Origin of the sequence: Nitrincola alkalisediminis (genome assembly GCF_009821115.1) — a bacterium.
In the GTDB taxonomy this organism is placed as follows: Bacteria; Pseudomonadota; Gammaproteobacteria; order Pseudomonadales; family Balneatricaceae; genus Nitrincola; species Nitrincola alkalisediminis.
Window position 1 is genome coordinate 429,832 of record NZ_VYTY01000001.1, and the last position, 25,684, is coordinate 455,515.

Below are 25,684 nucleotides of genomic sequence, written 5' to 3' on the forward strand. Positions count from 1 at the left end.
GAAACGATATGCAATTACGTTCAATCAAAAAGGTTATCAATGCTATTGATAGCCAAGACGGTGCAGGTGTTAAACTCAAACGCAGTCTTGGGCAGCGTCAAAATATGCGGATCGATCCGTTTTTGATGTTGGATATGTTTTCATCTGATAATCCTGATGACTATATTGCGGGGTTTCCTCCACATCCTCATCGTGGGTTTGAAACCGTCACTTATATGCTCGAAGGCAAAATGCTGCATAGAGATCATATGGGGAATGAAGGATTGTTGTGCTCTGGCGGCGTGCAATGGATGACAGCGGGTCGAGGTGTTATTCATGAAGAGCGCCCTCAGCAAGATCAAGGGTTAATGCGTGGGTTTCAGTTGTGGGTGAATTTGCCTGCAGCTGAAAAAATGAAGCCCGCAGCCTATCAAAATATAGACCCGGAAGAGGTGACTCGCTTTTCGTTTGAAGGTGGTACGGCGAATTTAGTTGCAGGTGCTCTGACCTTGGATGGAAAGGACTACCAAGGGCCTGTTGCAGGAATAGTGACCGCGCCTTTGTTTGTTGATCTGACGTTAACCGCTAACGCGACACTGGATGTTCCTGTGTCAGCAGAGCTTTCTGGGTTCATCTATGTGTTTGAAGGTAGAGCGAAAGTGGCCGATCAAGCACTGAGAATGCATGCAGCCTATGAATTAGATGCGGGGGATACGGTTCGTATAGAAGCAGGTGATCAAGGTGTACGCCTACTCTTGATTGCGGCAAAGCCTATCAATGAACCGATTGTGCAATATGGTCCGTTTGTGATGAACACGACGGCTGAGATTGAGCAAGCCTTGCAAGACTACAGAGATGGTGTGCTGGCTCAGTAGATACTTCAAAATTGTCAAGTCCAAAAGCATCAGCTAGACCATGTCTATGCCTGGTGCTTTTTTATTGGGAGTAGGGTGACCCTTTTGCTATATATCCACCTAGTTCTACTGTCACATCTTGTCTAGAGTTGTTGTATGCCCTCTTCACTTTGTAGATAATTCGCTTCGATTAAAGACTGCGAGCCTCTTTTAGTGATTCACGCAGTTTTTGACTGCAATTCAGTCTAGTTGATGCTAGATCTATGCTTTAACTTATTTTGATATTGAACTCGGTGATGTGAATGGCGGATTTGCACGGATACTTGAAACTCATGGTTGAGAAGAATGCATCCGATATTTTTTTTAGTAGTTACGCACGTATTCAAATCAAGATTAATGAAGTGATGCGTCCTGTCGGTGAAAAACGTCTGTCTCCGCTCACGGTTCGAGAGGCTATTTATAGTTTGATGACAGAGCGTCAGATCGAAGAGTTTGAGCGCGAATGGGAGATGAATTTTGCCTACTCTTTAGCCGGTGTTGGGCGCTTTCGCATTAATGTGTTTAAGCAAAGGGGCGATATCTCCTTTGTCATCCGTCATATTCGTAATCAAATTCCGTCCATTAGTGAGTTGAATTTACCGCTTATATTGGAAGACTTGGTGATGGAGCGCAGGGGGCTTGTGCTGTTGGTCGGTGCGACGGGGTCAGGTAAATCGACGTCTCTTGCCGCGATGGTTCAAAGTCGAAACATACGAACAACAGGGCATATATTAACCATAGAGGATCCTGTTGAGTATTTGTTCACTAATCAAAAGTCACTGATCAGTCAGCGAGAGGTAGGTATGGACACCCACTCCTACGCACATGGCTTAAAGAACGCATTACGTGAAGCTCCAGATATGATTGTTATTGGAGAAATTCGCGATAAAGAAACCATGTCACATGCTGTTCGTTATGCCGAGACAGGGCATTTATGCATATCCACCCTTCATGCAAATAACTCCTCCCAAGCCATCGAGCGAATTTTAAGTTTTTTTCCAGAGGCGGATGCGCGAAAGTTGCAGCTTGAATTGGCTCAAAACCTGAAAGCGATCGTTTCCTTGCGTTTGGTGAAAGGGATAGACGGTCAGCTAGTTCCGGCGTCGGAAGTGCTAATTAATTCACCTTACATTGCCAGCTTAATTAACCGTGGTGATTTAGGGAAAATTAAAGAGGCTGTTGAGCAGGGGGGGGATGGCTCTATGTTTACATTTGAAGACTCTCTGTTTGCACTCTACGAGGCCGGTAAAATTAGCTATGATGAGGCTGTTTACAATGCCGACTCGAAAAATAACATGGCCTTAAAGTTAAAATTGTTGGGGCGTGAGCCTTAAGGTTTTAGCCGCGGTTCTTTTTTTCAACATTTACTTGAGCCAACGCCTGAGCTTCTGTTTCAAGCTTTGCGATGAGTTGTCTGATATTCATCATTTGCTGGGAAAGTGAGTGATCTTTATTGAGACGCTTAAGCACCATAAGCGCACCTCTGAACTTGTGCAACGCAACCCGTGGTCCATGATCCTCTGTTTGTTCCAATGCTTCTAGCAGCGTAATATCGACGCTGCAGCGCTTAAATCCCCGTTTTAAGTCCATTGCTAACGCGTAAGCCGTTGTCTGCTGAACTTGCTGGGCTTGATGTAATTGAGCAAGGATCTGAACGGACTCTCGGATCATCGCTCTGGCTTGCATGGCTGAGTTCCTATCACTGAAATACGTAATGTTGTTTGCCGATAAGGGAATATCCGATGGCTCAACACTTTCCAATGCGGTTAATTCGTCGAGTTTGTATCGATGCTTTTCACTTCTTTCGAGTTGAATAATCGTTTGCCAAATGCGCTTTAATGCACCAATTAGGCATAAGCGCAACGCAGGAGTCTGAAATAAGACGGGTAGGTTGAGCAAAATGTGTTCTATTCCACGTGTTTGGTCGAGGAGGTGTAAGATTTTGATGTGTCGTTCGCGACGTTCATCCTCTGCGTGCTGAACAGCAATCGCAGCAATTGTCATAATGGCGACGCCGATCAATATCACAGCCGTGGTTTCAGTGGGACCCATCCAGTACCTTACGCAGTTGTAGCTAACGATTTAATCTTACTCTAGAGTGGAGTCATTAATGTAATGAAAAATTTATTAATTTTTTTAGAAATAAGGGTTGACGTAAAAAGGTCTTATACGTAATATATGCGCCACTTCAGCAAGCAACTTAACTTGCTGAAGTGGCACGAAAGTGCAGGCTGCGTCCCATTCGTCTAGTGGCCTAGGACACCGCCCTTTCACGGCGGTAACAGGGGTTCGAACCCCCTATGGGACGCCATCTCTTTTGAGATAGTGCGGGAATAGCTCAGTTGGTAGAGCACGACCTTGCCAAGGTCGGGGTCGCGAGTTCGAGTCTCGTTTCCCGCTCCAAAGTTTTAGAAGTAAATGCGCCACGTCCCATTCGTCTAGTGGCCTAGGACACCGCCCTTTCACGGCGGTAACAGGGGTTCGAACCCCCTATGGGACGCCATCTCTCTTGAGATAATGCGGGAATAGCTCAGTTGGTAGAGCACGACCTTGCCAAGGTCGGGGTCGCGAGTTCGAGTCTCGTTTCCCGCTCCAAAGTTTTAGATGTAAACATGTCACGTCCCATTCGTCTAGTGGCCTAGGACACCGCCCTTTCACGGCGGTAACAGGGGTTCGAACCCCCTATGGGACGCCATTTACTTCTATACTTCTATTTCATCCTTCATGTATTCAGTCCTGTTTCTTATTCTATTACGCATTTCAAATGCAAATGTCTGTTGCTTCGAATAATTAATTCAAAAAAATGGCGTTATCAGTCTTATCAGTCTTATCAGTCTTATCAGTCTTATCAGTCTTATCAGTCTTATCAGTCTTATCAGTTGTTCGGTGTATCGATTGAGAGGGTGGTGACCCCCTCAATCGATTCTGTTTGGTTTTTATGTGCTAATGCTAGCTCAATTTGAATTGCTGAACGCTTTGTTGTAGCTGAGCAGACAGGCTGGCCAGCTCTTGACTGGCCGCGGTGACCTGTGAAGCCGCAGAGGCTGTTTCCTCAATCGACTGTGAAACATTGTTGATGTTCTGGTTGATTTCTTCGGCAACGGAGGACTGCTGCTCAGCCGCTGTTGCGATTTGGGCATTCATGCTATCAATCGTCATAACGGCGGCTGTGATGGCTTGTAGGGCTTCTCCCGCTTGATTTGCCTGAACAACGCTTTGCTCGCCTTGGTGCTTACTGGTTTGCATCAGTGTCGCAGCCGAACTGGAGCTGTGTTGCAATTGACCAATGCGTTTGTGAATGTCTTCGGTCGATGATTGGGTGCGGCTGGCAAGGGATCTAACTTCATCCGCAACAACCGCAAACCCTCGCCCTTGATCGCCGGCGCGAGCGGCCTCAATGGCGGCATTCAGTGCAAGGAGATTGGTTTGTTCAGCAATCGATTGAATGACCTCCAGCACACTGCCAATTTGTTCGCTGTCTTTGACCAAGCCAGTCATGCTCTGCGAGGCTTGATCGATATTGGTGGCTAGGGTGTTAATAGCGCTCACTACGTCGGATACAATCCTCATGCCTTTGTCGGCCTCGTTGCGAGACGCATTCGCTGCGCTGGCCGCGGCGGTTGCATTTTTGGCAACATCGGCAACCGTGGCGGCCATTTCATTCATCGCCGTTGCGACTTGGGTCATTTCTGATTGCTGGAGTTGAACCTGTGCATTAGTTTGAGCGCTTGAGCTAGAGAGCTCCTCCGCCGCAGCGGTGACGTGTAAGGCAGCTTGAGTGATTTCACTCATGATGTTGCGCAAAGTGATAACCATGGATGAAAAGGCAGCCAATATGCTTGTATTGTCGCCAGATTTGAGTTGGATTTTAACAGTTAGATCGCCTGCCGCAACTCGGCGCACAATTTCATTGACTTCAGAGGGTTCGCCTCCAATCAGTCGCATAACGTAACGTGTAATGCTAAGGCCTGCGACCAATGCAATGATAAAGCCAAAGGCAACAATAATCGAAGTCAGTATGATGGCGTTTTTGGCGCTGCTGGTTGCCTGCTCGACAGTTGTATTGGCAATGCTCAGGTTTTGATCTGATAAATTGTCCAGTAAATCGCCAAGTGCTCTGGATGCTGGCAACATCGCATTATAGGCTTCTCTGTATTCTAAGTAAGGTGATAAGTAGTCACGTTGTGAGTTAGCTAAAACCATAGACTTCATACCAGTCTCCAGCGTTTCGTAGTGCTGTCGCCAGACACTAATCAATAGCTGTAATTGTTCGAAGTTTTGTTGTTCCTGTTGTGTGCTCTTGGGAATGCTGGCGTATTGGCTGATGAGTTTGTTGATTGTATTCCAAGAGTCTTGGCGAACCTCAAGGACGTCTTTAAGCGTGGTCTTAGCTTGATCAGAATACACAGTGTATCTAAGTACATCCAATGTTTGTGTACGAATACGCAGCCGTTCTACATTCAGTTGATTGAGCAAAGCCACGGATTGAAGACGGACTTCCCCAATGTTTGTTATGTCCTTACTCATGCTGAGTTCAGCACGTATTCCTAAGAAACCTACAATAAGCAGTATGATTGCAACACCCGAAAAGCTAGTGGCCAGTAAAGTGGTTAAGCGAATTTTTGGCATACAAAAACCTTTATAATTGTTTTACAAATCCATAGATATGCAATCAGCTGATCGAAGCTGAATGACGGAGTAAATTGATCATAGACTAAATGCTATTCGCTTTGCATCTTTATGTGAACTTTCCCTTGGTTAGATTTGTTTTAAACTCGATCTATTTTTCTGTATTTAGAAAGCACACAAGGTAGTTCCAGCTTTTCTGATCAGCTGATGCATGGTAAGCAACACCGCGTTCTGGGGATTGTGCGTCCGGTATCGCAAACGAATGCATCGCATGACCCAAATCCACAAATGTCCAATCAATATTCATTGTATTAAGGTAGGCGCGCGTGCGCTCAATATCCTCAATGGGGACCATAGGATCGGAAGCACCATTAAGGATGAGCAATGATGCATTCTCTACAGAAGCAGGTGTTTTTGGGAAGTTTAATAAGCCGTGTAAACTCACGCCTCGTGTGACGTCCTCTACCCACAAAGTGCTCTGAATTGCGCACAACCCTCCTAGACAATATCCCATCACGCTGACAGTGTCTGAGTGCGCATCTTGCTCAAGGGCGAATTTGGCAAAGTTGCGAAGTGTGTTCCGTAACTCTTCGTAATTGCTCAGTAGTCTGCTCATGGCATCACGACGTTTCTCCAAGTCAGATAGATCCGTTCCTCCTCCAAATACATCGATAATCCAAACATTCCATCCCATGTGAGACATTCGTTGAGCTATCTCGCGCTCGAAATCAGTGATTCCTGCCCAAGTTGGGTAGAGTAAAAGGGTTTTTGAATTGCTCGTAGTCTTTGCTTTTACGTATTGGTGGAAGAATTGGATGTTGTTTAGCGTTTGCGTGATGGCTTGTGTCATGGCTATTTCCTTTTATTAAGATACAAAAGTGTATCTATTTTGGAATGGTTTTGTAATAGATTGTTTGTTGTTCGATCAGTTTTAGACTAAAGTCTAGTAGGTGTCAAGATGCCCATATCCGATTTCAATTCATAAATCATATAATCTATTTGTAATTAATATATTGAAAAATATATAATTTTTTAAAATTATACGTGTGTTTTTTAGATTGAATATCAGCCTACAGAAACTAAGCCTTTTCTATTGACAGATCTTGTGAATCAACTCTAGAATAAAGATACACTACTGTATGTTTTTGAGGTTTAGGCAATGCAAGAGTCAGATCGTAAATTTGTACAAGCGGCAGGGCACGCGACGGCTTACTTTGAAGTGGGTACCGGTCCTGCATTGTTGTTGTTGCACGGTTCCGGGCCTGGCGTTTCGGGGTGGACGAATTGGGCGGGTGTGATGGATGAGCTCGCAACACGCTATCGAGTGGTTGTGCCTGATATTGCGGGCTTTGGTTTTACAGAGTTTAAAGATGACACGCATTACGACATTAAATTCTGGGTGAACCACTTGGTCGAGTTTATGGATGCGGTTGGCATTGATAAGGCCTCTTTGGTTGGTAATTCATTCGGTGGGGCGATGGGGATAGGGCTCGCGCTGTTTAACCCCGAACGTTTAGATAAATTGGTTTTATTAGGAACACCTGCGGGTACCTTTACACAAACAAAAGGTTTGGCGGGTGCTTGGTTGTACGAGCCATCAGTCGACAATATGCGCGCCTTGATGGAATTGTTTCCGTACAACAAAGAGTTAATTACCGATGCACTGGTTCAGTCACGATATGAAGCCAGTGCGCGTCCCGGTGCACAAGATGCGCTACGCAAACTCCTGCCGAAGCCCAATGAAGAGGGTGAGACTCTGGTTAAGGGTTTCTCAGAAAAAGCACTCAAGAATATTCAAGCACCCACGTTGATTCTGCATGGTCGTGAAGATGGTGTTGTGCCTATGCAATGCGGGTTAACGCTGTTAGCGAACATACCCAACAGTGATTTGTTTGTCTTTGGACAGTGTGGTCATTGGGTTCAAACCGAGCAGCGCGCAAAGTTTTTGCAGCAAGTTTTTAACTTTATTGGCGAGTGATGTTATGAAACGTGATGTGTTGGAGCGCATTTTGTGGAGCCTCTCGGTGGACCGTTTTTCCAAGTCCAAGTTTAAAGAGAACCCAGAAAAGTACCTGAGTCGATTTCCACTCGCGCCTGAGGATGTGGAAATGATCCTCAGTTTTGATGTGAAAAAAATGCAAGAAATGGGTGTGAACCCGATGCTAACGATGGGGTACTGGATCGAAATGTCTCCTGATCGTCGCATGTCTTCTTATAACAAAAAGCTGGGCTCAGATGCTCAGTATTCCGCTTCAATTAAAGGGTGATCCCATGGCAGAAATAGTTGGTGGCTTTCTTGTCCCTCATGATCCGGTGATGTTTGTTGCACCCGATGCACCTCCTGCTGAGCAAGCGAAAGCTGTCTGGGATGCATACGAAACCTGTGCAAAGCGCCTTGCCGAACTGGACGCCTCTACCGTCATTATTATCGGTAATGATCATTACATGTTGTTTGGAACAACCTGTTTGCCGCAATACTGCATTGCAACAGGACATACCGAAGGGCCTTTGGATCAATTGCCAGGCTTAAAGAAAGAAGAAATACCCAATAACGAATCCTTGGCTCGCTATATTTCGAACGAAGGCAAGGCATCAGGGTTTGATTGGGCTGAAGCACGCTCCTTTACGACAGATCATTCCTTTTCAATTCCCTATCAGTTGATCGTAAAGCGCGCATCTGAAATCAAAGGCACAACCATTAAAGCGATTCCTGTTTACATTGCCAGTGCAGTGGATCCCTTTATCACAAAAGAGCGGTGCATTGAATTAGGGCGTCATTTGAACTCTGCGATAACACAGTTTCCAGATGCTGAGAAAGTGGCTGTTATCGGCAGTGGTGGTATTAGTCATTGGGTGGGGACTAAAGAGTCCGGTCGTGTGAATGAGGCATTTGATCGACAAGTGATTGAACACTGCTGTTCGATGCAGGTTGATGCGCTTGCCGCTTTAACCGATGACATGGTGTTAGAAAATGGCGGCAATGGTGCCATGGAGATTCGCAACTTTATCTGCGCGATGACCGCAATCGATGCCAAGCGTGGTCATTTAATTGAATACCAGCCTGTGCCGCAATGGGTGACAGGTTTGGGCTTTATAGAATTATGCGTGGAGTGAGTGCAAACATGGAAAAGGTATATCTATGCAAGTTCTCGGAGTTGGCCGAGAACCAAGTGAAAAAAATCGAGAATAAAGCCCATGGTGATATAGCGGTCTATAACCTTGGGGGGCAGGTGTATGCCACGGCTGATCTGTGTACACATGCCACCGCATCCTTAGCGGATGGGGATATCGAAGACGACATGATTGTATGCCCCGTTCATTGGGGGCAGTTCCATATTCCTACCGGAAAGGCGCAAGGGTTTCCCTGTGAGATAGATCTGCGCACCTATCCCGTTGAAATCGACGATGACGCGATTTATGCGTTGGTCGAAGTCGACGCCAATATGATTGCAAAAGGCTGAGGAGCGATTGAATGAGCAATATTATAAAAACCTTAGATGTCACTGAACGCTTAGACAATTTAAAGCAGGTTTGCGATCTGGACGAAGGGCGCATCGCGGGTGAGATTTTCTACAGCCAATCCATATACGAGCAGGAGTTAGAAAAGATCTTTGCACGCTGCTGGCTGTTTGTAGCCCATGAATCTCAATTGGTTAAGACAGGCGATTACATCACGACCACCATGGGTGAAGATGAAGTCATCGTTGTTCGCCAGAAAGATGGCTCCATTAAAGTCTTTTTAAATGCATGTCCTCATCGTGGCAATAAAGTGTGTTTTTCGGAGTCTGGAACAACGCGTGGATTTATTTGCAATTATCACGGTTGGTCATTCGATACCGCTGGAAACCTGGTTGGACAGCATGAGTCCGGCATTTATGAAGCCAGCGAGTTTGATAAGTCGAAATGGGGGCTGCGCGAAGTTGCAAAAGTAGACACCTATAAAGGTTTGGTTTTTGCGACCTTTGATCCCGAAAGCCCGAGCTTACAAGAATACCTAGGTCCTATGACGTGGTACTTGGATGCCTTATTTGATAACCAAGAGGGCGGAACTGAATTTGTTGGCGGCTGCATACGTTCCACGTATGAGTGCAACTGGAAAATCGCAGCTGAAAACTTCGTAGGCGATATTCTGCATGCGGGTTGGACGCATGACTCAGCCGCAAGAGCAATGCTCGGCGGTGCCGTTGCCAAAGTGAGTGATTTCGAAGAGTCCTACTCTGTGAACTGGAATGGCCATGGCTACGAGTTTGCGTTGGATACCGTTGGCAATGTCGCGGTTCTAGGGGAGAGTAAGCTGAATCGCTATATTCACACCATTAAACCGTCTGTCGCAGAGCGTTTGGGCGACTTCCGCTCCAACATGATTGCATCGGTTTCCTCTTGCACGATTTTCCCTAATTTCTCTTTCTTGCCGGGTCAGAATACGGTTCGTGTTTGGCAGCCAAGAGGCCCTAATAAAATAGAGTTGTTTACTTGGGTTGTTGTCAATAAATCAGCCCCGGACGACATCAAAGAAATGTGGCGTAAAGGCGCCATGATGACCTTTTCACCAACCGGCGTCTTTGAAATGGACGATGGTGAAAACTGGGAATATTGCACGAAAACAGCCAAAGGCCGAGTCACCGCTAAGCAAGATTTGTACGTCGGATTGGGCATGGATACCTTCATGGAAGATACCCACTTACCGGGCAATGTCTACCAAGGGCAACTTAACGAAGCCAACTCAAGAGCTTTCTATCAATATTGGTATGATCTCTTAAGTGCTCACACTTGGTCTGAAGTCCCCAACAGAAACAAAGGCAAGGTGGAGGCTGAATAATGTTTACTCAATCAGCAGCGTTAGAGAGCGTATCGCAGGATGTATTTTTTGAAGTGGCGGCGTTCCTGAATAAAGAAGCGCGCCTTTTGGATGAGGAGCGCTTTGAGGAGTGGCTCGGGCTTATTCATGAGGACATTCATTATTGGATGCCGGGTATTGAAAATCGCCGTCGCGAGAATCCCTTGAAGCAAGGTTTCTACGATAAAGACCATATGGCGTATTTTGATGACAGCCTGCGCGACTTACAGCGTCGGGTGGCGCGTTTTCGCCAACCTTCGGCTTGGGCAGAAAACCCTGCAACGCGCAATGTGCATCAGGTCAATAACCTTGAGGCTTTTATCGCGCAAGAGCCCAATACCTATGAGGTGTATTCCACCTTTACCAGCATTCGCAGCCGTGGCTTGGATGAAGAGTATGTGATTTACGGGCGTCGCTACGACACCTTGATCAGAACCGAGTCAGGTTTGAAGCTCTTAAAACGTCTGATCTTGATTCCGAACGCAACGCTCAGTTGTAAAAACATCAATACCTTCTTGTGAGTGAATTATGAGCGCATTGGAATCCAAAGTTGCATTCGTATCTGGGGGCGCTGATGGGATAGGGCTGGCTGTTGTCGAGCGCTTTATCCAAGAAGGGGCTCGTGTTGCGGTCTTAGATATTAATCAAGAAAAGCTCGCAGCCCTTCAGGTGCAACACCCGGAGCGAGTCTGTACCGTTTGTGGTGATGTAACCTCCTATGAGGACAATCAAAAGGTCGTGGAGCTGGCTGTGCAGCGTTTTGGTCGACTGGATACCTTTGTTGGCAATGCTGCTATTTTTGACTACTTTGCCCCGTTAAGTCGCATTCAGTCTGAGCAATTGGCCAGCAGTTTTGATCGGCTATTCCGCGTCAACGTGCTGGGGTATATGAACGGTGTGAAGGCCTCATTAGACGCCTTAAAAGCCAGTCAGGGAAATATAGTATTGACGGTGTCCAACTCTGGTTTTTATCCAGGGGGCGGCGGTATTTTATACGTGACGTCAAAACATGCTGTGGTGGGGCTGATTAAACAGTTGGCCTATGAGTTAGCACCGGATATTCGTGTCAATGGTGTGTCACCGGGTGCTACGGATACTGAAATGAAGTCGGTTGAAGGCGTTTCGCGTAAGTCTCAGCCCCTGAATCATATCGACGGCTTCCATGAAAAAGCAGCGCAAGCAGTGCCCTTAAAGCGCATTGCTGCCCCTGCCGATCACACATCGCTTTACGTGCTCCTAGCGTCAAATGAACAATCTCCTATGACAACCGGATGTGTCATTCACAGTGATGGTGGCTGGATCGCCCGCTAGAGGAATGTCGAAATGAACGTGATTAAAACAATAAAACTGCCAATGATTGTTGCACCCATGTTTTTGGTATCGTCACCTGAATTGGTCATTGCAAGTTCAGAAAGCGGTCTGATAGGCAGTTTGCCCGCGCCCAATGCGCGTAATCCAGAGATACTCGATGGCTGGTTGGCGCAAATTAGTGAGCGTCTAAATCCACACCGATTACCCTGGTTGCTCAATATGATTGTGCATTCAACCTATGATCGTTTTGATGCAGAAATCGAACTGGTGAAAAAATACCAACCCTCGGTGGTATCTACCGCTTTAGGGTCTCCTGCACGTGTTATGGATGCTGTGAAAAGTTACGGTGGTGACGTGATCGCTGACGTGATTTCTCCCGCACTGGCTAAAAAAGCTGTGAAGGCGGGTGTAGACGGTTTGATTCTGGTCGTGAGTGGAGCCGGTGGTCATACCGGTAAATACAACCCCTTAGCATTCATTCAAGAAGTGCGGGAATTCTGGGATGGCCCATTAGGTGTGGCTGGCTGTATTTCGCATGGGCGCGATATTTTAGCCATGCAAGTCGCAGGTGCAGACTTCGTAGTGGCGGGGACGCGCTTTATCGCAGCAAAAGAAAGTTTTGCCAGTGACGCCTATAAAGCCATGCTGGTCGACTCTCGTATTGAAGACATTATAGAGACGACATCCGTCAGTGGTGTACCTGCGAATTGGATGAAAGGCAGTCTCGAAATGGCCAACATTGATCCAGGTTCAGCATCCACGGCCAAGATAGATTTCTCCGGTAATATCTCAACCGCGAATAAAGCTTGGAAAGACGTGTGGTCCGCAGGTCAGGGGGCCGGGAGCATCGTACAGGTTGAATCGACCGCTAGCATTGTCGAGTCCCTGTGCCATGAATACCGCAGCGCCATGAAAACACTTAATGACCTTTCTAGCGAGTACTTAAAAAATGTCTGATGCTTTGTATCACCAATTAGCCACTGAAATCCTGGATGCGCGCACTCGTGCCGTCGCGGTTTCTCCATTTTCAGCGCGTTACCCTGAACTTAATGTTGCCGATGCCTATGCCATACAGTCACGTGTAAATGCACATCACATCAACAGCGGAAAGCGCCTTGTTGGCTACAAAATAGGGCTCACGTCTAAAGCCGTACAGCAGCAGCTCGGAGTCAATGAGCCTGATTTTGGCGTCTTGTTCTCGGATATGGAGTTATGTGGACAGGATCGAGTCATGACTCAGGGGCTAATTTCGCCTAAAGCGGAAGGGGAGATCGGTTTTGTGTTTAAACGCGATCTGCTGCAGACCGATTTAACCTTTGCTGAGTTATTGGCCGCCATCGATTTTTTCGTGCCAGTGATTGAAATTGTCGATTCGGTGGTGAAGGACTGGAAGATTACGCTGGTCGATACCGTTGCTGATAATGCTTCTTCCGCCTTGTACATGTTAGGCGCAAAGACCTTCGATCCCCGAGGTGTCAATTTTGCGGAATTACGTCTAACGATTCACACCGCAAGCGGCGACGTTGAAGGCGTTGGTGCCGCCTGCCTTGGCAATCCTCTGTATGCTGCTTGGTGGTTAGCTCGCAAGATGGCTGAATTGGGCACGCCCATCAAAGCCGGTCAACTTGTGTTGTCAGGAGCGATGGCACCCATGGTGGCGATTCAGCCAGGCGATGAAATTCGATTTGACTTTAAAGGCTTGGATGTTTTAACACTGGTTGCTGAATAAAACATAAGACAACAATAATAAAGGTTATTGATATGGGTACAACTGTCTATGCTCAGATGCCTACGCCATCTGCGATTAAGCGTGAGTTAGGCGACGGCTCCTTTGTCGTTGAATCTGCAAATCCTCTTTTGCCTTTCGATCGCTGCGTGGGCGATTGGCTTGAAAAATGGGCAAAAAAACGTCCTGAACAACTCTATATTGCTGAGCGTGCAGGGGATGGCTGGCGCTCACTAAGCTACAAAGCGTTTCGAAATGCCGTGCGCTCAATTGCGCAAGGATTGATAGATCTTGATCTCCCGCAAGGGCGGCCCTTAATGATCATCTCAGGGAATTCAATTGATCATGCGTTAATGAAAATGGCAGCGATGTATATCGGTATTCCAGTGACGTCAGTCTCTGTGGCCTATTCATTAATGTCCAAATCGCATGACCGTTTGCTTGGAATTGTTGAGCGTCTGAAGCCGGTAGCGGTTTTTGCAGAAGATGGTGCGTTATTTCAAGCCGCTCTGAATGCCTGTGACGGTATTGCGGTGAAAATTGTATCGCGTGGGCAGGAGGCAGTGTCGAACACGATCCTGTTGGAAAGTTTGCTTAATTTGTCGCCAAGCGATGAAGTGGACACACGCTTTTCAAAGGTCACTCCAGACACGCATGCCAAGTATATGTTGACCTCTGGTTCAACTGGCCATCCGAAAGTGGTGGTGAACACCCAGCGTATGATGTGCTCAAACCAGCAGATGATTGCTCAGTGCTGGCCCTTTGTTGAGACACAGATACCCAGAGTGCTGGATTGGCTGCCCTGGAGTCATACCTTTGGTACCAATCACAACTTTAATTTGGTTCTGCGCAATGGCGGGTCGCTCTATATTGATGCGGGCAAGCCAGTGTCGGGTTTAATTGAAACGACGCTTCGTAATTTCAAAGAGATTAAGCCCAATTTGTTTTTTAATGTTCCTAAAGGCTATGAAGCGATTCTCGACCATTTGCGTCAGGATGATGAGCTCAAAAATATCTTTTTCTCCAGTTTAACCATGCTGTTTTACGCTGGCGCTGCGTTATCTAAGCCCGTATGGGATGAGCTTAAGTCTATGTGTGCAGAGACTGGACATGAGGTGTTCTTCACAACGGAGTGGGGAGCGACTGAAACAGCACCCGCCATTACAAATGTGCATTGGTATCTCGACAAGCCCGGCAATATTGGGATTCCGATGCCAGGTATGTCGATGCGATTTGTGCCCAACGGCTCGAAGTTAGAGCTCAGAATCAAGGGCCCAATCGTCTTTACCGAGTACCTTGATGATCCTGAGATTACCAAGCAAGCCTTCGATGAACTTGGCTATTACCGCATCGGTGATGCGGGGCGGTTGGCAAATCCTGACAATCCATCAGAGGGGATTATTTTTGATGGACGCGTTTCAGAAGACTTTAAATTAAGTACAGGAACTTGGGTCTGCGTGGCATCGGTTCGTGACTTGGTGCATAAGCACTTTGGTGCTTTGGTGTCGGACGTGGTTGTCACGGGACACGATCGTGATCATATAGGCCTGCTCGCGTTTCCAGGGGAGGCGTTACGTCGTTTAGCTGATGACGCGCAATCCCGTTTAACGGGGACCGATTTGATGTCTCTCCCATCTGTGCGTTCGGCGCTAAAAGACGCACTGGATAGCATGGCCAAACACGCAAAAGGCTCTTCTCAACGCGCCTGCTTATTAAGCCTGCTGGATGCACCGCCGTCTATTGATTTAGGCGAAATTACGGATAAAGGGAATCTGAATCAGCGCAAACTTTTAGAAACCCGCAGTGCGGATGTTGAGCGTCTATACGATGAAAAGGGCCATGAAAGCCTGATTAGTCTTTTGTAAATAAGTGAGTGAAATATGAGCAATAAACTTAAAGCGGTGATCATAGGTCCAGGCAACATCGGCACAGATCTACTCATGAAAATGCAGCGTTCAGAATGGATCGAACCTGTCTGGATGGTCGGTATAGACCCTGAATCGGAAGGCCTGAAACGCGCCAAAGAAATGGGCATTAAAGTCTGTGCAGAAGGGGTGGATGGCATCTTGTCGCACATAGTTGAAGACGATATTCGTGTTGCTTTCGATGCCACATCTGCCTACGTGCATGCTGAAAACAGTCGTAAGTTGAATGAGCTTGGCGTGATTATGATCGATTTAACGCCAGCGGCAATTGGTCCGTTTTGCATCCCACCTGTTAACTTGACGGATCATGCCAAAAACTTGGAAATGAACGTCAATATGGTGACCTGCGGTGGCCAAGCGACGATCCCGATGGTCGCCGCTGTTTCAAAGGTTCAGCCAGTGACATATGGCGAAATCATTGCGACGGTGTCCTCACGTTCAGTGGGGCCAGGGACGCGTGTCAACATTGATGAGTTTACACGTACCACGGCTGGGGCTGTAGAAAAGGTAGGCGGTGCTAAACAGGGTAAAGCCATCATCATTATTAACCCAGCTGAGCCACCCTTAATGATGCGCGACACGGTGCATTGTTTGACTGAATCCGAACCAGATCAAGACGCTATTACCGAGTCGGTCCATGCGATGGTTAAAGAGGTGCAGAAATATGTACCGGGGTACCGATTGGTTAACGGGCCAGTGTTTGATGGAAATCGTGTGTCCATGTTTATGGAGGTGGAGGGCTTGGGTGACTTCCTACCTAAATATGCAGGCAACTTAGACATCATGACGGCTGCAGCACTGCGTACAGCGGAAATGTTCGCTGAAGAAGCCGCTGAAGGCAGCATTACACTACCCGCTCGCGGTTAACAGGAGAAAGTAAATGAATTTAGAAGGTAAGCAAGTCACCCTGCACGATATGAGTTTGCGTGATGGCATGCATGCAAAACGACACCAAATCAGCCTAGAGCAAATGGTCGCTGTTGCCTCTGCGATGGATGCGGCGGGGATGCCATTGATTGAAGTGACCCATGGTGATGGTCTTGGTGGCGCGTCGGTGAACTACGGTTTTCCAGCGCATACAGATGAAGCCTATTTAAAGGCGGTTGTGCCTCAGATGAAGCAGGCCAAAATTTCGGCCTTGCTCTTACCGGGTATCGGTACCGTTGACCACCTTAAAATGGCGCGCGATTGCGGTGTGCACACAATACGTGTTGCGACCCATTGCACCGAAGCCGATGTTTCTCAGCAGCACATTGGCATGGCGGCGAAAATGGGCATGGACACCGTCGGGTTTTTAATGATGGCACACATGATTACACCCGAAAAAGTGCTTGAGCAAGCTAAGTTAATGGTGAGTTACGGTGCAAATTGTATTTATTGCACAGACTCCGCAGGTTACATGCTCCCAGATGAAGTGAGTGCAAAAATTGGTTTGTTACGAGCCGAGTTACCCTCTGAAATAGAAATCGGCTTTCATGGTCACCACAACATGGGTATGGCGATTGCGAACTCCTTAGCTGCGATAGAAGCGGGTGCGGTGCGCATTGATGGATCGGTTGCGGGGCTGGGTGCGGGGGCGGGCAATACTCCTTTGGAAATTTTGGTGGCTGTCTTAAATCGTATGGGTGCTGAAACCGGTATCGATCTCTATAAAATTATGGATGTGGCTGAAGACTTAGTCGTCCCGATGATGGATCAACCGATTCGTGTTGACCGTGATTCTTTAACGCTTGGTTATGCCGGAGTTTATAGCTCCTTCTTGCTCTTTGCTCAGCGGGCTGAAAAGAAATATGGCGTGAGTGCACGCGATATTCTGGTGGAGCTTGGCCGTCGTGGCACCGTCGGTGGGCAAGAAGACATGATTGAAGATTTAGCACTGACCATGGCAAAAGCAAAGCAGGCCTGACGATGACCTATCATGTTGAGATACAGCCGGTTGGAAAACACTTTGAAGCAGACGCATCCGGAAGTGTTTTAGATGCCGCCTTAAAAGCAGGCATTATGCTCAAGCACGGATGCCGGGATGGTCGATGTGGAGACTGCCGCACACCCTTAATCTCAGGGCAAGTTGTCTATCCAGACGGCCTTGAACTGTCCAGTACTGATCAAAATGGGGAAACGCTGCTCACGTGCCAAGCACGCGCAACGACAGATCTAGTGATCGATGCACCAGAAGTCACTGAGTTTGAAGGCATTAGCATTCAAAAAGTGATTGGACGCATTATGGGCAAAGATCAAGTTGCAGATGATGTGGTTATTTTGGAGTGTATGCTGGCACCGGGCACGCAATTTAACTACTTGCCGGGTCAGTATGTGGATTTGACCCTTGCAACGGGCGTGACGCGCAGTTATTCAATGGCTAAGCGTTCGGCCGATGACGGTCGTATTGAGCTTCACATCCGACGAGTGAACGACGGACAGGCAACGCCTTACATCTTTGATGAGTTACAGGTTAAAAACAGGGTCACGTTGGAAGGTCCATTTGGGAGTTTTTATTTGAGGGAGTCCGATAGCCCGATGATATTACTGGCAAGTGGAACAGGCTTTGCACCGATTAAAGCCCTAATGGAGCAATTGATTGAGCGAGAAAATACGCGCCCAGTCCATTTGTATTGGGGAGGACGGCGTTTGCAGGATCTTTATCACAACGAACTTTGTCAGCAATGGCAAGCGGCACACCCTTGGTTCGATTATACGCCTGTGTTATCGGATGAGGTGTCCGGTGACTGGGTCGGACGAAGGGGGTTCGTGCATAGAGCCGTGCTCGATGATTATCAGGATCTGTCAGGCTATCAAGTCTATGCCTGTGGCGCACCGATTGTGATTGAATCGGCCAAGAAGGATTTTGTTGAGCAGTGTGGGCTCAGTCAGGATGCCTTTTTTGCAGATGCTTTTGTCTAAAATTTGCCATTAAGATACATAACTGTTTGTTATTAGTTGTGTATTTTAAATTGAAATGAATGACGACGTCATTTTCAAACAAAATGATTGTTGTAGTGACTATATTTCAAAGCACTATTAGACAAAAGACCAGTTAACGATTCAGATTTATGATTGTAAAGTACAGTTGTGTATGTTAATTTTTAAAAACAGTAATAATAATAAACATGTGGAGTTTCAGCAGATGAATAAGCCAAAAAACAAACTGATTAAACTGGGTGTGGTTCTGTCAGGCATCCTTTTTGCGACAAGCAGCATCGCGTCCGACACGGTGACCTTGCGTTACAATCAGTGGTTTCCATCACAGCACTGGTCGCAAGCGGAAGGCTTGTACAAGTATTTTGAAGAAATCGAGCAAGTCACCGAAGGGCGCGTAAAGGTTCAAGCCTCTGCTAAACCTTTAGCGCCACCAGCACGTAACTATCAATCCGTTGTCAGTGGCATTGCCGATATTGCTTGGGGACCTCACGGGTATAACCCTGGTGCCTTCCCGTTGACTGAAATGGTCGAATTTCCGTTTATGAACGAAAATGCGGGCATCAGTTCGGCGGCCTATCAACGCTTATTTGAGCAGTATTTGTCGGATGCGGGGATGCATAGTGATGTACACACCTTGGCCGTCCATGTAACGTCAGGTGGTAATCTGCACATGCGTCGCGATTCCGTCAAAACACCAGGTGATTTACGTGGGAAAAAGATTCGTGTGCAAACCAACGTTGTTGGTGATGCCCTTCGTACCCTAGGGGCTGTGCCCATCTCGGGATCTTTGTCGGAACTACGAGAGTTCTTGTCTCGCGGAATTATTGATGGAACGACTTTATCCGATGAGCTCTTAACAGGCTTTAAGGTCGATAATTACGTGAATCACATCACGCAAATACCGGGCGGGATTTTTACAAACAGTACATTTATCATCATGAATAAAGATAAATGGAATGCGATTAGCGAACGAGATCGTGAGGCGATCACGGCTATTTCAGGCGAAGCCTTGGCGGTTCGCATGGGAAGCTTATGGCATGAAAATGATCTGAAAGCCCGAGAGCAGTTAAAGGCGAATTTGGGTGATAACTACATTGTTTCAGGTGATGACCTTAACACAGCAATCGATGCTGCGTTTGAGCCTATCCGTGAAGCTTGGTTAGAAAAAGCCAGTGCAGCGGGTCTTGATGGCAGCGCACTTATTCAATTCTACGAAGAACAGATTGAAGCGCTTTCAAACTAAGCCTATTCCGTGCTCTATCGTTCGTAGAGCACGTCTTTTCTGTTTGAGGTTACCATGAAAATGTCGTTTTTAAGCTTTTTAGAGTATTTGTGTGCCAAAATTTCATTACTTGCCTTGATTATTATGGCAGGTATTACCTTCGTTGATGTATTTGGTCGAGTCGTATTCAACAGCCCTCTTGGTTTTGCCTATGAAGTCGTTGGAATATGCCTTGCCATTTCATTTTATGCAGGCTTGTACCATGTGCATAAAAAGCGTAAGCATATTCGGATTGATCTGTTAGAAAAAATATTTAATGGCAGAGCTGGACAGTTTATTTCTTGGTTATCCTACTTAGTGGAAATCGTATTTTTTACGGCTTTAGTTGTCATGATTTATCAGCAAACAATTGAATCTAAAAATTTCGGAGAAATATTTATGTTTCTCGGAATTGAAAAATGGACGGTCTTAGCCGTTATGTCGGTTTTGTCGGCTATTGCACTTACAAGCTTATTGGTCACCTTTCCTGACTCGCCGAGTGAAGTAAAAGAATAATTGGTTTATTTGAATTGAGGTAAAACAAATGGTGATGTCAATCGCGTTTGCTGTGTTACTGGTCATGCTGTTCTTACGTATTCCCATTGCAATCGCCACTGGATTGGTGGGTATATGTGGGTTGGCCTATTATCAGGGCTGGAGTGCAGCCTTCAGTCAATTGGGAATGATCGGAACTGAAACGGTGCTTTCCTATGAGTTTGCTGTTATTCCACTATTTATCTTGATGGGGAATATTATTAGCCGTTCGGGGTTGGCTGAAGAGTTATATAACGCGACTCATGCACTCGTTGGACACTTTAAAGGCGGGTTGGCGATCACCACGATTGGTGCTTCTGGTGGATTTAGTACCTTTTGCGGTTCCAGTTTTGCAACAGCAGCAACCATGACACGTATTGCCTACCCGTCAATGAAAAAGTATGGCTACAGTGATGGCTTGGCCACCGGATCTATTGCGGCAGGTGGCACATTGGGAATCCTGATTCCGCCCTCTATTGCACTGGTCTTCTATGGAATCATCACAGAAACAGATATTGGTAAGCTGTTTGTCGCTGGTGTAATTCCAGGCATTCTCGGTGTTTTATTTTACATTGCGGCTGTTTTGTATGTTGTTCATGTTAAAAAAGACAGTGCAGCAGGTTCGGAGGAAGTTCCGTTTCGAGAAAAGCTTTTGGCGCTTAGGCAGCTTTGGGCCTTTTCGCTATTAATCATTCTCGTGTTGGGGGGGATTTATTTTGGCTTCTTTTCACCAACGGAAGCGGCAGGCGTCGGTTCGGTCGGAGCGATAGCGATTACCATGATCCGTGGCCGTTTTACGTGGAAAAAACTTCGTGATGCTGTTGAGGATTCGGCTGCAACGACGGTTGCTTTAGTCGCGATCCTTATTGGATCATTGATTTTTGCAAACCTTGTGAATGTATCGAATTTGCCTTTTTACATCGTCAGTTGGATTGAAGGATTAAACCTAAGCCTGTTAGGTGTGATTTTAGTCATTATTCTAATTTACTTCATTTTAGGTGCTGTGCTGGAATCGATTTCAATGCTGCTGCTCACTGTGCCTGTGTTCTATCCAATTGTTTCAGGAATGGGCATGGATCTCATTTGGTTTGGCATTATTGTGGTGGTTGCAACTGAGATTAGTTTAATTACACCGCCGGTTGGCTTGAATGTCTTTGTCTTGAAGTCCGTTGTTCCTGATGTTGATCTTAAGGTGATTTTTAAGGGTGTGTTTCCATTTTTAATCGCGGACATATTCCGTTTAGCGCTGATTATCTTAGTGCCGGGCTTGTCTCTGTTCTTGGTTGAGCTCATGTAAGTGTGAGTCTGCTTATCTAAGTGTTCTTCTAGCCCTGCCTTTAACCCGCTGATGCGGGTTTTTTTATAAGGAAGTGCTAGTGCAGTAAAGATTAATGCGCGTGAGGACGAAAACGACAATCCAGCAGAGGGCAGTTGTCGCTTAAAAAGTCAGACAGTCGTTTCGCGCGCGCATTCTGATTGCTCAGGGAGTCGTTTGGGTGAAGCAAGGACGTGGCAATCATATAAGAGTAGACCAGGTAGGCAAGGTCGTTTGCTTGTTCTGCCGGGTGGGCAAGATCCACAAACAACTGCTCAATAAAGGCAATTCGATAGCGATCAACTTCGTCAACGGCCGCTCTTGCCATATCGTCTCGTCGAGCCCAAGCACGTAACGAAATCTCGATAGAGGCCGCTTCAAAAGACTTGTCCCCTTTGAGTGGCAGCAACATGAGCTCAACAAGCTGCTCTTTGCTTGAGAGTGACTTCTTCTTAAGGCCCGCAATCACGGCCTCCGTGGCTTTAAGGCGCCAACGGTCAAGTATGCCCTTGAGTAAGTCCTGGCGACTTTCAAAATGATAATAAAAGCTACCGCGTGTAATTTTTAACTCTTTAGCAAGATTGTCAACACGAACCATGTCGATCCCTCCTGTGGAGAGCACATTCATAGCCGCATTGATCCAGTCGTTACGAGAAAGCCTTTGAGATGCCATAGCGATGTTTCTGATACCTGTCCTAGTTGATATTGCATAGCATCATAGCATTCGCGTGCGGTCAAGTTAACTGTCTTAAGAAAAATGAAATACGTTCCTATCTGTATGTTGGATTGCTTGCTTGCATATTCTTCCATCTGTTTATTAATACAATTTAATCATGATATTGGTTGTTAATGATAAGGGTTTTAATCACATAACATACAGATGTGTTTGTAAAATACATTACTGTATGTTAGATTTTAACAACTGCTGATGAGTTCTATTGCCGATCAACGTATCGATCTATAAATACCTTATCCAGTTACGTTTAAATGCTGATCAATAAATCTAAAAAAGATGGTAGTTAACATGAAACCAATACATAAATCCTGTCTTACGGTCGCTTTGGCTGCAGTTATTCCCAGTTTGAGTTATGCGGATGCAACGCTTTATGGATCATTTCGTTTAGGAATGTTCAAAACGGATGATCGTTCCGCTGTCCTAGACGACTACGCTAGCCGTATCGGCATTCGAGGCACGGTTGATTTAGGGTTAGACAATACCAAAGGGATTTTCAATTGGGAGCAGGGTTTAAGCCTGAACACAGGGGCTTTGGGGGGAGGGCGTTATGCTCATGTCGGAGCCAAAGGGGATTGGGGAACGTTGATGGGAGGTAAGTTTGACCATCCCACTTATGCGTATGTCGGGAATGTGAATGAGTTTGCAATGTCTGCCTTACCCACAGGACTGGATGTTGGCTATGTGGCAAATGGCAGTGATCCCAGAACGGGATTTCGTGCTGATCGTCGTGTCTCCAACTCAATTGGGTACATTTCTCCTAATCTGAATGGCCTTGAAGCCATGATTGTCGGCGTCTTTGCAGGAGAAACCTCGGGCAATGTGTTTGCCGGTCCCGCATCCACTCAAAAAGACAATGAAATTGATGGGTATAATTTGGGGGTTAAATACACCCTAAGCGATTTAACACTTGCAACCGCGTATGGAGCCGTAAAATCAGGAAAAGACGCACAGGGTATGTATGGTGTCGACTCAAATTTATGGGGAGTGGCTGCACGTTACCGTTTAAATAATTTTAGATTTGCGGCCAAATACGAGCAGTCGAAAGATAAAGTTCGTAATCTGACCGACAAAGGCTATGCCTTGAATGCGGGCTATGAACTCAATGGCTATGGTGCCTCCGTTGGTTTTGCTACCACTAAGCAGGATCAAGCCGACCGTGAGCGCTCCGCATCTGTAGAGCTGCATCGTCGTCTTGGGAATGCCGTTCTGGCCATTGGATACGTGAATTACAATGCTGCCGCTGTGAGCAATACCAACAGTTACAAGCAATACAATGATGAGCGGGCATTATTCCCAATCGTCGGCGGAAATGACACGGCCTATTTGACCTACCGTTTGCAGTTTTAATGATTTGATTTGGGTTGGAAATCAAATGATGAAAACTGATGTGTGAAGCAAACTTGATGATTGCACGGGCGTGATCTCAGGTATCCCCTTCTGCTTGAGACGTGCAATTGATTGGTGTTTGTTTTAACCCAAAGGCTTCCTTAGTGAAGCCTTTTGCCCGTCTAGTGTTAATGGAGATGTATTTGTGTCAATCAAAACACATCTAAAACCCGATCACCTCATCCAACAAAGCTGAAATTTCATGACATGCAAAGTCAGGTTCTAAATAACGCTCCAAATGCGCATCGACAAAGGTTAAAAAGAGTTTAGCCGTTTTGCTGATTCGGCGGTCGCGTCGAACAATAAAGTGCCAGTGACTTTCAATGGGTAGGGATTCAACAGGCAGAATTGCGATGCCTTTTTGGCCTTCAGGAATGACGTGTTGTGAGATCACAGCCACTCCCATTGAGGCTTCAACGGCCACCCGAATCGCATCATTACTGGCAATTTGCATGCTTTTGGTTAATTGAATACCTTGGGTGCGCAGCCAGCTGTCGAATAGCATGCGTGTTGCTGAGCCAGGCTCTCTTAGTAAAAATCGTTCCTGAGTCAGCTCTTTAAGCGAAACTTGACTACGCTTATGAAACGGATGATGTGTGGGAGCAATGAGCACCAGTGGATTGCGTAAGAAGCGAGCGGCGGCGGCATGCTCCAGTGATGGAGGGTGGCTAAAAATATAGATATCGTCCAGTTGTTGGTTAAAGCGTGTCAGCATTTGTGCGCGATTGCCGATTTCCAATGTGATGTCGACGTCTGGAAAGGATTGGCTGAACGGGCCGAGCAGCTTGGGCAGCACGTATTGTGCTGTGTTGACCATGGCGATACTTAAGCGTCCTTGGTGGCCAAGTTGTAACTCACTGAGCGTGTCATTCAGCTCTTGGAAACGTCCAAGCAGTTCTTGGCACGCATTGTAGAGCGCAAGGCCTGCATCGGTCATTTGTAATTGGCCTTTGTGACTGACAAGTAAAGGCTCACCGACGGTTTCATTAAGGCGCTTAAGCTGCAAGGACACCGTGGGTTGCGTGAGGTGGAGGCGGCGTGCTGCTTCGCTGATGTTGCCTGCACGTACAACCGCAACATAGACCTCAAGCAGCCGGAAAGTAAGATGACGTAGATTCATGCTCAATATCCATGTATAGATAATTATCTATAATAGGGTATTGGTTTTTTAATTAGTATAAATATTTTTAGTCAGCGACAATGCGCCATCTTTAACCCGAGTTAGGAGTAAAATGTCGTGCCGGATATCGTCGTGATGTTTTTTGTATTGGGCTTGGTGGCTGGACTCATCAAGTCTGACTTAGTGGTGCCCAAAGCCGCCTATGATTTGCTGAGTCTAATGCTGATGCTCACCATTGGCTTAAAAGGGGGCTTTGCCCTTTACGGTGAATTTCGCGTATCCATCTTACCTGAGCTGCTGTTATTGATGGTGGTGGGCGGTCTTATTCCCCTTGTTTTAGTGCCTATCCTTCGGTTCGCTGTTCAGCTTTCCAAGGCGAATGCGATCAGCTTGTCGGCACACTACGGTTCCGTGAGTGCGGGTACGTTTGCGGTTGCATTGGCGTATATTCAAACACATCAGCTCGCCGTTGGTGCTGAAGTCACCCTCTATCTAGTCGCATTAGAGTTGCCTGCGATAGTGGTTGCCGTATTTTTATACCGTCGACATAATCAAGCCAGCCAAGGTGCAGTGAGCAGCAGTGTATGGCATGAGGCCTTTGCAAACCGAGGGGTTGTTTTACTCGTTGGCGGTCTGTTAATTGGCTATCTTTATGGGCCAGAGCAGGGCGTTGCAGTGACCGGTCTGTTAACTCAGGGCTTTCATGTGGTGTTAGCACTGTTTTTGCTGGACATGGGCCTTACCGCCGCTTTATCCTTACGTCCCTTTCCAAAATCCTCTTGGCGTTTGGCGCTGTTTGCGCTGTTAATCCCTTTTGCATTGGCATTCGTAGGGGTATTGGTTGGTAAAACCTTACAGCTACCCGAAGGGTCTACGCTGATTATAGCTAGCTTGTTTGCCAGTGCCTCGTATATTGCCGCACCCGCCATTATTCGTAATGTTATACCGGATGCCGATATGGGCTTGGCCATGTTTGCGGCATTAGGCATGACCTTTCCGATGAATGTGATTTTGGGAATACCGCTCTATCATCAATGGCTACAGTGGATGTATTAGATCAATATGTTTTAGCTGAGTCCTTGAAAAATCGGTTTTAGAACCCACTATAAAGAC

General features: G+C 46.6%; 25 protein-coding genes and 5 tRNA genes. 25 read left to right on the forward strand and 5 right to left on the reverse strand.

Going from position 1 to position 25,684, the window contains the following annotated elements; translation table 11 throughout:
- Nucleotides 1-8 precede the first annotated feature (8 nt).
- Complete coding sequence (locus F5971_RS01995) at nt 9-854, forward strand: pirin family protein (protein ID WP_036506906.1); 846 nt, start codon at nt 9-11, stop codon at nt 852-854.
- Nucleotides 855-1,135: 281 nt separating this feature from the next.
- Nucleotides 1,136-2,206, forward strand: coding sequence for a PilT/PilU family type 4a pilus ATPase (locus tag F5971_RS02000; RefSeq protein WP_036506909.1), 1,071 nt, complete (start codon nt 1,136-1,138; stop codon nt 2,204-2,206).
- A gap of 4 nt (nt 2,207-2,210) precedes the next feature.
- Here F5971_RS02000 and F5971_RS02005 read toward each other — a convergent pair whose 3' ends face one another.
- Nucleotides 2,211-2,924 (reverse strand): hypothetical protein, encoded by a 714-nt coding sequence (locus F5971_RS02005; RefSeq protein ID WP_193493733.1) that lies wholly within the window; start codon nt 2,922-2,924, stop codon nt 2,211-2,213.
- 183 nt (nt 2,925-3,107) lie between these two features.
- Here F5971_RS02005 and F5971_RS02010 point away from each other — a divergent pair.
- The 5 genes from F5971_RS02010 to F5971_RS02030 all read left to right on the forward strand — a co-directional run bounded on the left by F5971_RS02010 (nt 3,108) and on the right by F5971_RS02030 (nt 3,567).
- Nucleotides 3,108-3,183: transfer RNA gene (locus tag F5971_RS02010), tRNA-Glu, on the forward strand.
- Nucleotides 3,184-3,199: 16 nt separating this feature from the next.
- Nucleotides 3,200-3,275: transfer RNA gene (locus F5971_RS02015), tRNA-Gly, on the forward strand.
- A 24-nt stretch (nt 3,276-3,299) separates the two neighbouring features.
- Nucleotides 3,300-3,375 (forward strand) — tRNA-Glu (locus tag F5971_RS02020).
- 16 nt (nt 3,376-3,391) lie between these two features.
- Nucleotides 3,392-3,467, forward strand: a tRNA-Gly gene (locus tag F5971_RS02025).
- A 24-nt stretch (nt 3,468-3,491) separates the two neighbouring features.
- A tRNA-Glu gene (locus tag F5971_RS02030) sits at nt 3,492-3,567 on the forward strand.
- Between the two features lie 254 nt (nt 3,568-3,821).
- On the opposite strand, the gene F5971_RS02035 is transcribed toward F5971_RS02030, so the two are convergent.
- On the reverse strand, nt 3,822-5,501 hold the full coding sequence (locus F5971_RS02035) for a methyl-accepting chemotaxis protein (RefSeq protein ID WP_193493735.1): 1,680 nt from the start codon (nt 5,499-5,501) through the stop codon (nt 3,822-3,824).
- A 151-nt stretch (nt 5,502-5,652) separates the two neighbouring features.
- Nucleotides 5,653-6,351, reverse strand: coding sequence for a dienelactone hydrolase family protein (locus F5971_RS02040; RefSeq protein WP_193493738.1), 699 nt, complete (start codon nt 6,349-6,351; stop codon nt 5,653-5,655).
- 309 nt (nt 6,352-6,660) lie between these two features.
- Here F5971_RS02040 and F5971_RS02045 point away from each other — a divergent pair, with 309 nt between their 5' ends.
- The 16 genes from F5971_RS02045 (at nt 6,661) to F5971_RS02120 (ending at nt 21,311) form a co-directional block, all read left to right on the forward strand.
- Nucleotides 6,661-7,479, forward strand: a complete 819-nt coding sequence (locus F5971_RS02045; protein ID WP_193493740.1) for an alpha/beta fold hydrolase — start codon at nt 6,661-6,663, stop codon at nt 7,477-7,479.
- Nucleotides 7,480-7,483: 4 nt separating this feature from the next.
- Nucleotides 7,484-7,768, forward strand: coding sequence for an extradiol ring-cleavage dioxygenase (locus F5971_RS02050; protein ID WP_193493742.1), 285 nt, complete (start codon nt 7,484-7,486; stop codon nt 7,766-7,768).
- 4 nt (nt 7,769-7,772) lie between these two features.
- Nucleotides 7,773-8,615, forward strand: coding sequence for a DODA-type extradiol aromatic ring-opening family dioxygenase (locus F5971_RS02055; RefSeq protein ID WP_193493745.1), 843 nt, complete (start codon nt 7,773-7,775; stop codon nt 8,613-8,615).
- An 8-nt stretch (nt 8,616-8,623) separates the two neighbouring features.
- On the forward strand, nt 8,624-8,962 hold the full coding sequence (locus F5971_RS02060) for a non-heme iron oxygenase ferredoxin subunit (RefSeq protein WP_193493747.1): 339 nt from the start codon (nt 8,624-8,626) through the stop codon (nt 8,960-8,962).
- A gap of 11 nt (nt 8,963-8,973) precedes the next feature.
- Entirely contained in the window at nt 8,974-10,320 is a 1,347-nt protein-coding gene (locus tag F5971_RS02065; protein WP_193493749.1) for an aromatic ring-hydroxylating oxygenase subunit alpha, read from the forward strand.
- Nucleotides 10,320-10,859, forward strand: a complete 540-nt coding sequence (locus tag F5971_RS02070) for a 3-phenylpropionate/cinnamic acid dioxygenase subunit beta (RefSeq protein WP_036506925.1) — start codon at nt 10,320-10,322, stop codon at nt 10,857-10,859. Before F5971_RS02065 ends, F5971_RS02070 begins: the two co-directional genes overlap by 1 nt.
- Before the next feature lie 7 nt (nt 10,860-10,866).
- Nucleotides 10,867-11,649 (forward strand): 3-(cis-5,6-dihydroxycyclohexa-1,3-dien-1-yl)propanoate dehydrogenase, encoded by a 783-nt coding sequence (hcaB, locus tag F5971_RS02075; protein ID WP_036506928.1) that lies wholly within the window; start codon nt 10,867-10,869, stop codon nt 11,647-11,649.
- 12 nt (nt 11,650-11,661) lie between these two features.
- A complete protein-coding gene (locus F5971_RS02080; RefSeq protein ID WP_036506930.1) occupies nt 11,662-12,606 on the forward strand; it encodes an NAD(P)H-dependent flavin oxidoreductase in 945 nt (314 codons plus the stop codon).
- Nucleotides 12,599-13,378, forward strand: a complete 780-nt coding sequence (locus tag F5971_RS02085) for a 2-keto-4-pentenoate hydratase (RefSeq protein ID WP_036506932.1) — start codon at nt 12,599-12,601, stop codon at nt 13,376-13,378. The genes F5971_RS02080 and F5971_RS02085 overlap by 8 nt, the downstream gene beginning before the upstream one ends.
- Nucleotides 13,379-13,410: 32 nt before the next feature.
- Nucleotides 13,411-15,240: a feruloyl-CoA synthase gene (locus F5971_RS02090; protein WP_036506941.1), complete on the forward strand. Its 1,830-nt coding sequence runs from the start codon at nt 13,411-13,413 to the stop codon at nt 15,238-15,240.
- Nucleotides 15,241-15,255: 15 nt separating this feature from the next.
- Nucleotides 15,256-16,167: an acetaldehyde dehydrogenase (acetylating) gene (locus F5971_RS02095; RefSeq protein WP_193493751.1), complete on the forward strand. Its 912-nt coding sequence runs from the start codon at nt 15,256-15,258 to the stop codon at nt 16,165-16,167.
- Between the two features lie 13 nt (nt 16,168-16,180).
- Nucleotides 16,181-17,206, forward strand: coding sequence for a 4-hydroxy-2-oxovalerate aldolase (dmpG, locus tag F5971_RS02100; protein WP_036506945.1), 1,026 nt, complete (start codon nt 16,181-16,183; stop codon nt 17,204-17,206).
- 2 nt (nt 17,207-17,208) lie between these two features.
- Nucleotides 17,209-18,201: an FAD-binding oxidoreductase gene (locus F5971_RS02105; RefSeq protein WP_193493753.1), complete on the forward strand. Its 993-nt coding sequence runs from the start codon at nt 17,209-17,211 to the stop codon at nt 18,199-18,201.
- A 223-nt stretch (nt 18,202-18,424) separates the two neighbouring features.
- Nucleotides 18,425-19,462, forward strand: coding sequence for a TRAP transporter substrate-binding protein (locus F5971_RS02110; protein WP_193493755.1), 1,038 nt, complete (start codon nt 18,425-18,427; stop codon nt 19,460-19,462).
- 60 nt (nt 19,463-19,522) lie between these two features.
- On the forward strand, nt 19,523-19,996 hold the full coding sequence (locus F5971_RS02115; protein ID WP_223116230.1) for a TRAP transporter small permease: 474 nt from the start codon (nt 19,523-19,525) through the stop codon (nt 19,994-19,996).
- A gap of 28 nt (nt 19,997-20,024) precedes the next feature.
- Complete coding sequence (locus F5971_RS02120) at nt 20,025-21,311, forward strand: TRAP transporter large permease (protein ID WP_036506954.1); 1,287 nt, start codon at nt 20,025-20,027, stop codon at nt 21,309-21,311.
- Between the two features lie 91 nt (nt 21,312-21,402).
- On the opposite strand, the gene F5971_RS02125 is transcribed toward F5971_RS02120, so the two are convergent.
- On the reverse strand, nt 21,403-22,002 hold the full coding sequence (locus F5971_RS02125) for a TetR/AcrR family transcriptional regulator (RefSeq protein ID WP_036506957.1): 600 nt from the start codon (nt 22,000-22,002) through the stop codon (nt 21,403-21,405).
- A gap of 351 nt (nt 22,003-22,353) precedes the next feature.
- On the opposite strand from F5971_RS02125, the gene F5971_RS02130 reads away from it, so the two are divergent.
- Nucleotides 22,354-23,412: a porin gene (locus F5971_RS02130; protein WP_036506958.1), complete on the forward strand. Its 1,059-nt coding sequence runs from the start codon at nt 22,354-22,356 to the stop codon at nt 23,410-23,412.
- A gap of 202 nt (nt 23,413-23,614) precedes the next feature.
- On the opposite strand, the gene F5971_RS02135 is transcribed toward F5971_RS02130, so the two are convergent.
- Nucleotides 23,615-24,571, reverse strand: coding sequence for a LysR family transcriptional regulator (locus F5971_RS02135; protein ID WP_193493757.1), 957 nt, complete (start codon nt 24,569-24,571; stop codon nt 23,615-23,617).
- 117 nt (nt 24,572-24,688) lie between these two features.
- On the opposite strand from F5971_RS02135, the gene F5971_RS02140 reads away from it, so the two are divergent.
- Nucleotides 24,689-25,627 (forward strand): sodium-dependent bicarbonate transport family permease, encoded by a 939-nt coding sequence (locus F5971_RS02140; RefSeq protein WP_193493759.1) that lies wholly within the window; start codon nt 24,689-24,691, stop codon nt 25,625-25,627.
- The last annotated feature ends 57 nt before the right edge of the window (nt 25,628-25,684 follow it).

Excerpts from the sequence above, each read along its gene's own strand:
- F5971_RS02120 (WP_036506954.1), top strand. The coding sequence starts at position 20,025 with ATGGTGATGTCAATCGCGTTTGCTGTGTTACTGGTCATGCTGTTCTTA.
- F5971_RS02000 (WP_036506909.1), top strand. The coding sequence starts at position 1,136 with ATGGCGGATTTGCACGGATACTTGAAACTCATGGTTGAGAAGAATGCA.
- F5971_RS02080 (WP_036506930.1), top strand. The coding sequence starts at position 11,662 with ATGAACGTGATTAAAACAATAAAACTGCCAATGATTGTTGCACCCATG.
- F5971_RS02040 (WP_193493738.1), bottom strand. The coding sequence starts at position 6,351 with ATGACACAAGCCATCACGCAAACGCTAAACAACATCCAATTCTTCCAC.
- F5971_RS02105 (WP_193493753.1), top strand. The coding sequence starts at position 17,209 with ATGACCTATCATGTTGAGATACAGCCGGTTGGAAAACACTTTGAAGCA.
- F5971_RS02115 (WP_223116230.1), top strand. The coding sequence starts at position 19,523 with ATGTCGTTTTTAAGCTTTTTAGAGTATTTGTGTGCCAAAATTTCATTA.
- F5971_RS01995 (WP_036506906.1), top strand. The coding sequence starts at position 9 with ATGCAATTACGTTCAATCAAAAAGGTTATCAATGCTATTGATAGCCAA.
- F5971_RS02090 (WP_036506941.1), top strand. The coding sequence starts at position 13,411 with ATGGGTACAACTGTCTATGCTCAGATGCCTACGCCATCTGCGATTAAG.
- F5971_RS02005 (WP_193493733.1), bottom strand. The coding sequence starts at position 2,924 with ATGGGTCCCACTGAAACCACGGCTGTGATATTGATCGGCGTCGCCATT.
- F5971_RS02060 (WP_193493747.1), top strand. The coding sequence starts at position 8,624 with ATGGAAAAGGTATATCTATGCAAGTTCTCGGAGTTGGCCGAGAACCAA.
- hcaB (WP_036506928.1), top strand. The coding sequence starts at position 10,867 with ATGAGCGCATTGGAATCCAAAGTTGCATTCGTATCTGGGGGCGCTGAT.
- F5971_RS02135 (WP_193493757.1), bottom strand. The coding sequence starts at position 24,571 with ATGAATCTACGTCATCTTACTTTCCGGCTGCTTGAGGTCTATGTTGCG.
- F5971_RS02125 (WP_036506957.1), bottom strand. The coding sequence starts at position 22,002 with ATGGCATCTCAAAGGCTTTCTCGTAACGACTGGATCAATGCGGCTATG.
- dmpG (WP_036506945.1), top strand. The coding sequence starts at position 16,181 with ATGAATTTAGAAGGTAAGCAAGTCACCCTGCACGATATGAGTTTGCGT.
- F5971_RS02065 (WP_193493749.1), top strand. The coding sequence starts at position 8,974 with ATGAGCAATATTATAAAAACCTTAGATGTCACTGAACGCTTAGACAAT.
- F5971_RS02070 (WP_036506925.1), top strand. The coding sequence starts at position 10,320 with ATGTTTACTCAATCAGCAGCGTTAGAGAGCGTATCGCAGGATGTATTT.
- F5971_RS02035 (WP_193493735.1), bottom strand. The coding sequence starts at position 5,501 with ATGCCAAAAATTCGCTTAACCACTTTACTGGCCACTAGCTTTTCGGGT.
- F5971_RS02055 (WP_193493745.1), top strand. The coding sequence starts at position 7,773 with ATGGCAGAAATAGTTGGTGGCTTTCTTGTCCCTCATGATCCGGTGATG.
- F5971_RS02050 (WP_193493742.1), top strand. The coding sequence starts at position 7,484 with ATGAAACGTGATGTGTTGGAGCGCATTTTGTGGAGCCTCTCGGTGGAC.
- F5971_RS02110 (WP_193493755.1), top strand. The coding sequence starts at position 18,425 with ATGAATAAGCCAAAAAACAAACTGATTAAACTGGGTGTGGTTCTGTCA.
- F5971_RS02045 (WP_193493740.1), top strand. The coding sequence starts at position 6,661 with ATGCAAGAGTCAGATCGTAAATTTGTACAAGCGGCAGGGCACGCGACG.
- F5971_RS02130 (WP_036506958.1), top strand. The coding sequence starts at position 22,354 with ATGAAACCAATACATAAATCCTGTCTTACGGTCGCTTTGGCTGCAGTT.
- F5971_RS02085 (WP_036506932.1), top strand. The coding sequence starts at position 12,599 with ATGTCTGATGCTTTGTATCACCAATTAGCCACTGAAATCCTGGATGCG.
- F5971_RS02095 (WP_193493751.1), top strand. The coding sequence starts at position 15,256 with ATGAGCAATAAACTTAAAGCGGTGATCATAGGTCCAGGCAACATCGGC.